A 7,449-nucleotide genomic window follows, 5' to 3' on the forward strand; every position below is an offset into this window, starting at 1 on the left:
GCAAAGATATTTCCCAAATTGAATGCGAGGCCCAGACCGACGCGTGCCGCCAAGCGGGCGTATCAAAACGGGGCGCTTGGAAAAGGAGAATAGCAATGGACTTGAACAAGTTCACCGAGCGGGCACGGGGATTCGTGCAGGCCGCGCAGACCATTGCGCTGCGCGAGGGGCACCAGAGGCTGGAGCCCACACATATACTCAAGGCATTGATGGATGACGATCAGGGGCTGGCCAGCAACCTGATCACACGCGCAGGCGGCGCACCCAACCGCGTGGTCGAGGCGTTGGACGCCGCGATGGGGAAAATCCCCAAGGTCAGCGGCGACGCGAGCCAGATTTACATGGACGGCCAGACCGCCAAGGTTCTGGACGAAGCCACCAAAATTGCCACCAAGGCGGGCGACAGTTTTGTGCCGGTCGAACGCGTGCTGATGGCGCTGTGCATGGTGAAATCTAAAGCCAAGGAAGCGTTGGAGGCCGGTGCGGTTTCGGCTCAGAAACTGAATGAGGCGATCAACGACATCCGTAAGGGTCGTACCGCTGACACCGCGTCGGCGGAAGAAGGCTATGACGCACTCAAGAAATACGCGCGCGACCTGACCGAGGCAGCGGCTGAGGGCAAGATCGACCCGATCATCGGACGGGATGAGGAAATTCGCCGTTCGATGCAGGTTCTGTCACGCCGCACCAAGAACAATCCGGTTCTGATCGGGGAACCCGGCGTCGGTAAAACCGCGATTGCCGAGGGCATGGCCCTGCGCATCGTCAACGGCGACGTTCCGGAATCGCTGAAAGACAAAAAGCTACTCGCACTCGACATGGGCGCGCTGATTGCTGGTGCGAAATACCGTGGTGAGTTCGAAGAACGCCTCAAAGCCGTTCTGACCGAAGTGACCGAAGCCGCCGGTGAGATCATCCTGTTCATCGACGAGATGCACACGCTGGTCGGTGCTGGGAAGTCAGACGGCGCGATGGATGCCGCCAACCTGATCAAGCCTGCGCTTGCCCGGGGTGAGTTGCACTGTATCGGCGCAACCACGCTGGATGAGTACCGTAAATACGTCGAAAAAGACGCGGCCCTTGCGCGCCGGTTCCAGCCTGTGATGGTCACCGAGCCGACGGTCGAGGACACGATCAGCATCCTTCGTGGTATCAAGGAAAAATACGAGCTGCACCATGGCGTGCGCATCTCGGACTCGGCACTGGTCTCGGCGGCGACCCTGTCGCATCGCTATATCACCGACCGGTTCTTGCCCGACAAAGCCATCGATCTTGTTGATGAGGCCGCGTCGCGCCTGCGGATGGAGGTGGACTCCAAGCCCGAGGAGTTGGATCAACTCGACCGCCAGATCCTGCAGATGCAGATCGAGGAAGAAGCGCTGAAGCTTGAGGATGATGCGGCCTCCAAGGATCGTCTGGAAACCTTGCAAAAGGATCTGGCCGATCTGCAGGAGAAATCCGCCGAGATGACTGCTCAGTGGCAGGCCGAGCGCGACAAGCTTGCGGGTGCGCGGGATCTGAAAGAACAGCTCGACAAGGCGCGCGCCGATCTTGAGATTGCAAAGCGCGAAGGCAATCTGGCAAAGGCGGGGGAACTGTCCTACGGCATCATCCCCGAACTTGAGAAACAGCTGACCGAGGCCGAGAACGCCGAAAGCAACGCCATGATGGCCGAGGAAACGGTGCGCCCGGAACAGATAGCCTCCGTGGTCGAACGCTGGACGGGTATTCCGACCGCCAAAATGCTGGAAGGTGAGCGTGAGAAGCTGCTGCGGATGGAAGACGATCTGCATTCCCGCGTGATCGGTCAGGATGCGGCGGTGACTGCTGTCGCCAACGCCGTGCGTCGCGCGCGGGCTGGTCTAAATGATGAGAACCGCCCGCTGGGCTCGTTCCTATTCCTCGGGCCGACCGGCGTGGGTAAGACCGAACTGACCAAGGCCGTTGCGAATTTCCTGTTTGACGACGACAACGCGATGGTGCGCATCGATATGTCCGAGTTCATGGAGAAACACGCGGTTGCCCGTCTGATCGGTGCCCCTCCGGGCTATGTCGGCTATGATGAGGGCGGCGTGCTGACCGAAGCCGTGCGGCGCAGGCCCTATCAGGTTGTGCTGTTTGACGAGGTCGAAAAAGCGCACCCGGATGTGTTCAACGTGCTGTTGCAGGTTCTGGACGATGGCGTGCTAACCGATGGTCAGGGCCGCACCGTGGACTTCAAGCAGACGCTGATCATCCTGACGTCGAACCTTGGCTCTCAGGCGCTGAGCCAACTGCCCGAAGGGGCCGACAGTGCGCAGGCGCGACGCGATGTGATGGATGCGGTCCGGGCGCATTTCCGGCCCGAGTTCCTGAACCGTCTGGACGAGACCATCATCTTCGACCGGCTCAAGCGGGCCGACATGGATGGCATCGTCGATATCCAGATGGCACGCCTGCAGAAACGTCTGGCGGCACGGAAGATCGAACTGGCGCTGGATGATGGGGCCAAGGAATGGCTGGCGAATGAAGGCTATGACCCGGTCTTTGGCGCCCGCCCGCTGAAACGCGTGATCCAGCGCGCGTTGCAGAACCCGCTGGCCGAGGCGTTGCTGGCCGGTGAGATCAAGGACGGCGAGACCGTTCCGGTCACCGCAGGGTCGGACGGGCTGATCATCGGCGACCGGCTGGGCACGTCGGAACGTCCGCGCCCGGATGATGCCGTGGTGCATTGATCCAACAGAAACCAGAAGACCCGCCCTATCGGCGGGTCTTTTTCTTGGGAACTAGCCTCTGCGACGCGCCAGTATTCCACGGCTTGTCCGGGATGGTGGGCCTGCAGGGAAAGCGTATTCGCGTTCGCATTCAAATCCTGCCCGGTCCAAAAACTCTAGTATCTCATCCCTGCGAAACGTGCGGTGCCGCCATTGCAGCCAGATGATCGCACTGCACCAATGCGGCTTTGATACCACAAGATACAACCGACCGCGGGGGTGCAGAAGATCGCGTATGTGTTCAAGCGCGCGCATGGGGTCCGGGCAGTGTTCGATCACATGCGCCGCCAGCGCCACATCTGCAGGTTCAAGATCGACGGAACCGAGCAACCCTTGTGCAACACTTGGCTCAATACCCCGTGCGCGCAGTGCATTTTGGCCTTGTGCCAGCATGATGGGGCTTGGCTCAAGCAGCGTCATGTTTCCGGGCGGTCCATGAATGGCAACCCAGGCCTCTGCGAATGATGCGGTTCCGGCACCGACATCAACAACGCGCGTCTCATGCTGCGGTGTGCGCTGGCCTGCCGAAAGAAATCCCAGATACGCGTCATAGTAACCAAGGACGCGCATCTTATCCCGCCATTTCGGCGCGGCGGAGTCATACCGAAGGGTGGTATCCGTGGTTGTCCTGTCCATTGGGTGATGTGTCCTCGGCGCCCAAGACCTATGAGGTACGTAACAGGTAACTGGCACGCCGGTCTGACGCGCCAGTTTTCTTGTGCGTTGGAAATGTCAGATCAACGCAAATATCCGCGCGGGGCCGCCGGTGCCCCCTTTATGCTTGGGCGCGCCGATCACCAGTGTTGCGCCTGCGGCTGGAACCCGATCCAGCCCGGCCAGACACTCGATCCCGAACCGGCCCGAGGGCAACCACGCATAGTGGGTGGCGAAATCGGCGGACATGCCGTGATCCAGCGACAGCGTATCGACGGCAATCGAGCGTGCGCCGGTGTCCTCCATCAGCATCTGCGCGGCTTCGACGTGGAAGCCGGGATAGTGCTGTGCTTCGCCGTCGAAATTGCGGAATTCGTCCGTGGCCGTCTTGCCCGCCCATCCTGAATGCATGGCAACACAGGCCCCGTCGGGAATGTCACCATTGGCGGCAATCCAGGCTTTCAGGTCATCCGGGGTGACGCGCGTGTCCGCGTCCTCGGCCGCGCGGGCGGCAATGTCGACGACGCATAGCGGGGCAACCAGATCGGTGACCGGGATTTCATCAACCGACAGGCCATCTGCGGAAAAGTGCAGGGGCGCGTCGATATGCGTTCCCGTGTGCTCGTTTATGGACAGGTTGAACAGGTTGAAGCCGTGTTCGCCAAAGTTAAAGACCTGCTCGGCTGAAATGCCCGGATCGCCGCCCCAGGTCGGAAACTCGGGGCTCAGCGTGTGGGTCATATCCTCGACCCCGCCATGACCCGCCGCCAGTGCTGCTGGAACGGTCGCGGCTGTTGCGGTGGCCGCTATTCCGCTGGCTGCGGCGGCTTTGAAAAAGCTGCGTCGCGACAGCATCCTGTCCTTGACGGCATTCATTACACAGATGTCACACATTCGTCTTCCTCCCGTTGCGGCAGATAGGCCGATTTACTGGCCCCGCTCCCGCGTTGGGATACGGCACCTGCCTGACAGAGTGCCGCGCCGTCTGTGCGCTTGTAAAGATCGCTGCCGTTTCAGGGGCGGGACAGACGGCTTTTGCGCAAGGCCCGCAAGTCTTCGGCAGACATGCGCGGCCCTGTACTGGATGGCGGCGGTGGGGCTGGTTTTGCGTCAAATTTGGTCGGATCGATGGGGGCAAACGGATCTGCCCCGCCGCCCAGCCGAAGATGGGCCAAGACCCCACCGGCGCATTGCAGGCTAAAGCTCCAAAGCGCGACCACCAGATAGACGACGATAATTGCAGCCAGCGACCAGTCAAAGCGAAACGGTTCGCTGCCGTCCAACATTGCCTCGATTTCCATCAGATAGGTTTCGAGCGAGCCCGTGGCTGTCAGAACCAGAAACAGCGCAAAGATCACAAAGTAGAACACGACAATGGACAGGTAGCTAAGCGCGACGATGCCGAACAGCTCCCAGAAAGACGATCCGAAATGCAGAAATGGCGTATAGGGGCGATTGTCGGGATCCCGCCCGATCGAGGCTGATGCCATGGGCACCAGCAGGCTGGCCCGGATCGCGCATACAGCGACAAAAGGAAGGACCGAGATGGCAATCAGCGTCTCGGGTCTTGCCACAATATTCAGAAGGTCCTCGCTGTCGAAGGTACCAAGGCCCAGGCTGGCCGGCGACATCATCAGGCCCGAGAACCCAAAGACCGGAACGGATGCAATCCCGATCACCATGGCTTCGGCCGCACCATAGGCAAGCGCAGGCACAATCAGTGCCTTATAACCGTGGCTTGGGCGCATATGTTTGGATTGAAACCCGAAACGGGCCCCGACCAGAATCGGAATCACGCTGGATGAGGCGCTGATCAGAAACAGTATCAGCAAGAAGGCTCCGGGCGCGATGAAACCGATCAGACCGCCGATCAACCCGCCGACCAACCCGTAAAGAAGCAATCCGATGACCAGAATCGGAAATGTCAGGACAAACCGCCAAAGAATCGAAAAGGACAGGGCGAAGGATTGAAAAACAAGCATAGGGGGCAATCTGATCAACCAATGGATGTGACCGGCCTATCGAATTGCGCGTCTCCGGGCCAGAGGCTTTTTGACCTCATGACCCGACGCCCGTGTCTTCCGGTTGCACCCATGCCTATGGGGGGTCCAGTATTGATCACGCGGAAAGTTACAATCCGTTCGCTCAATCGTTACGCCTGTTTCCTTGGCTCTGTGCTATCAGCGCATTACGTCACCTTTGACGCTGAAACTTGACGGAGATCCAAATGGCGCATCGCTGGACCAATACTTTGACACATGCCGATGTCACCCCCCGGGCGGCATTTCTGAACCGGCGGCAGGTTATGGCTGGGCTGGCAGGTGTCGGACTGACCGCGATGGCACGGCCCGCAGCGGCGCAGGAGGCTTTGAAGCCGAACACCTGGGAAGAGATCACCAGCTATAACAATTTCTACGAATTCGGGACCCGCAAGGATGATCCGGCGAAATACGCTCATACACTGGTGACCGAGCCGTGGAGCGTGCAGATCGACGGTTTGGTTGACCGCCCCGGCACCTATGACTTTCAGGACATCCTGTCCGAGATGACCATCGAGGAACGCATCTACCGCTTCCGCTGTGTCGAGGCCTGGTCGATGGTCATTCCGTGGAACGGGTTCGAACTGGCCGATCTGCTGAACATGGCGGGCGTGCAGGAAGGTGCTAGATATGTGGCGTTCGAGACCGCCTATCGCCCGGACGAAATGCCCGGCACGCGCTTCCCGATCCTCGAATGGCCCTATCGCGAAGGGCTGCGTCTGGATGAGGCGATGCACCCGCTGACCATCATGGCGACCGGCATCTATGACCGCTCGATCCCGAACCAGAACGGCGCGCCATTGCGTCTGGTGGTGCCGTGGAAATACGGGTTCAAGTCGATCAAGTCGATTGTGAAGATCACCCTGACCGAGGATGAGCCGCCCACCAGCTGGAACATGTCCGCGCCGCGCGAATACGGGTTCTATAGTAATGTGAACCCGAATGTGGATCATCCGCGCTGGTCGCAGGCCTCGGAACGTCAGATCGGTGGCGGGCTGTTTGCAAAGCGCGTCCCGACGCTGATGTATAATGGCTATGAACAAGAGGTCGCCAGCCTGTACGAAGGCATGGACCTGAAAGAGAACTACTGATCAGATGCAGGCGGTGAACCAGATACTGCGCAAGATCCCTGTTTGGGCGATCTATACCTTGGGGGCATTGCCTGCCCCCTGGTTTCTGTATCTGGCCCTGACCGGCGGATTAGGGGTCGAGCCGATCAAGGCGCTCGAACATGAGTTGGGCGAACTGGCCCTGCAGCTTTTGATCCTTGGTCTGGCCGTCACCCCACTGCGTCAGCATCTCGGCCTGAACCTCATCAAGTTCCGCCGTGCGATCGGGGTTCTGGCCTTCGCCTATGTCGCGCTACATCTGCTGGTCTGGCTGGTGCTGGACGTACAATTGCCCAGCCAGATCTGGGCGGACATTGTCAAACGCCCCTATATTACCGTCGGCATGGCGGGGTTTGCCCTGCTGTTGCCCCTGGCTGTGACATCGAATAACTGGTCGGTGCGCCGACTGGGTCCGCGCTGGCGCAAACTGCACAAGCTGGTCTACCCGGCGGTTCTGCTGGGCGGGGTTCATTATGTCATGTTGGCCAAAGGCTTCCAGCTTGAGCCGCTTCTCTACCTTGCCGCCATTCTCGGCCTGCTGGCGTTCAGATTGCCACTGTCAGGTCTTTTGACGCGCGCAAGACAGGCCGATTCCGCCTGAGTCTGAGCCGAGTCTGTGGGTAACCACGTGAATAACATCACAGCGCCCCTGATTCCTGCGATGTGATGCGTGTTGGTGTGCCACATCTGTAGCTCAATGCCTTTCTAACTTATTGTTTTTAAGCGATAAAATGAGATTTCTAAGTTTTTTCGCCGTTTTCTGATTTTTCTGCTTGCGGCTATGAAAGGTTATGCTTAGAACGCCCTTCACCGGCGCTGCTGAGGCGCTCGGGACGCGGCGGGAGCGGCGGAGACGCATCGGAGAGACGGTGGGCATTCGGAGGTTTTTGATTG

Annotated in this window: 7 protein-coding genes; 3 read left to right on the plus strand and 4 right to left on the minus strand. The window is 59.6% G+C overall.

The features are described 5' to 3' along the window. Nucleotides 1–95 precede the first annotated feature (95 nt). A complete protein-coding gene (clpB, locus tag ACR0AC_RS20905) occupies nt 96–2,714 on the plus strand; it encodes an ATP-dependent chaperone ClpB (RefSeq protein WP_480875882.1) in 2,619 nt (872 codons plus the stop codon). A 51-nt stretch (nt 2,715–2,765) separates the two neighbouring features. Here clpB and ACR0AC_RS20910 read toward each other — a convergent pair whose 3' ends face one another. From ACR0AC_RS20910 to ACR0AC_RS20920, 3 genes are all read right to left on the minus strand, one after another. Next, nucleotides 2,766–3,389, minus strand: a complete 624-nt coding sequence (locus ACR0AC_RS20910; protein WP_480875884.1) for a class I SAM-dependent methyltransferase — start codon at nt 3,387–3,389, stop codon at nt 2,766–2,768. A 96-nt stretch (nt 3,390–3,485) separates the two neighbouring features. Continuing rightward, on the minus strand, nt 3,486–4,301 hold the full coding sequence (locus ACR0AC_RS20915) for a cyclase family protein (protein ID WP_480875887.1): 816 nt from the start codon (nt 4,299–4,301) through the stop codon (nt 3,486–3,488). 119 nt (nt 4,302–4,420) lie between these two features. After that, on the minus strand, nt 4,421–5,389 hold the full coding sequence (locus tag ACR0AC_RS20920) for a hypothetical protein (RefSeq protein WP_480875890.1): 969 nt from the start codon (nt 5,387–5,389) through the stop codon (nt 4,421–4,423). Between the two features lie 245 nt (nt 5,390–5,634). Here ACR0AC_RS20920 and msrP point away from each other — a divergent pair, with 245 nt between their 5' ends. Next, complete coding sequence (gene msrP, locus ACR0AC_RS20925) at nt 5,635–6,537, plus strand: protein-methionine-sulfoxide reductase catalytic subunit MsrP (RefSeq protein WP_480875892.1); 903 nt, start codon at nt 5,635–5,637, stop codon at nt 6,535–6,537. 4 nt (nt 6,538–6,541) lie between these two features. After that, nucleotides 6,542–7,156 (plus strand): protein-methionine-sulfoxide reductase heme-binding subunit MsrQ, encoded by a 615-nt coding sequence (gene msrQ / locus ACR0AC_RS20930; RefSeq protein ID WP_170456681.1) that lies wholly within the window; start codon nt 6,542–6,544, stop codon nt 7,154–7,156. 93 nt (nt 7,157–7,249) lie between these two features. Here the strand turns inward: msrQ and ACR0AC_RS20935 are convergent. Next, nucleotides 7,250–7,449, minus strand: a 200-nt coding sequence (locus tag ACR0AC_RS20935) for a hypothetical protein (RefSeq protein WP_480708760.1), incomplete at its 5' end; no start/stop codon positions are given.

Source organism: Ruegeria sp. H7 (assembly GCF_056532945.1).

What these genes read in the sequence shown, in the direction of transcription:
- clpB (WP_480875882.1), top strand. Translation starts at nt 96, where the DNA reads ATGGACTTGAACAAGTTCACCGAGCGGGCACGGGGATTCGTGCAGGCC.
- msrQ (WP_170456681.1), top strand. Translation starts at nt 6,542, where the DNA reads ATGCAGGCGGTGAACCAGATACTGCGCAAGATCCCTGTTTGGGCGATC.
- ACR0AC_RS20920 (WP_480875890.1), bottom strand. Translation starts at nt 5,389, where the DNA reads ATGCTTGTTTTTCAATCCTTCGCCCTGTCCTTTTCGATTCTTTGGCGG.
- msrP (WP_480875892.1), top strand. Translation starts at nt 5,635, where the DNA reads ATGGCGCATCGCTGGACCAATACTTTGACACATGCCGATGTCACCCCC.
- ACR0AC_RS20910 (WP_480875884.1), bottom strand. Translation starts at nt 3,389, where the DNA reads ATGGACAGGACAACCACGGATACCACCCTTCGGTATGACTCCGCCGCG.
- ACR0AC_RS20915 (WP_480875887.1), bottom strand. Translation starts at nt 4,301, where the DNA reads ATGTGTGACATCTGTGTAATGAATGCCGTCAAGGACAGGATGCTGTCG.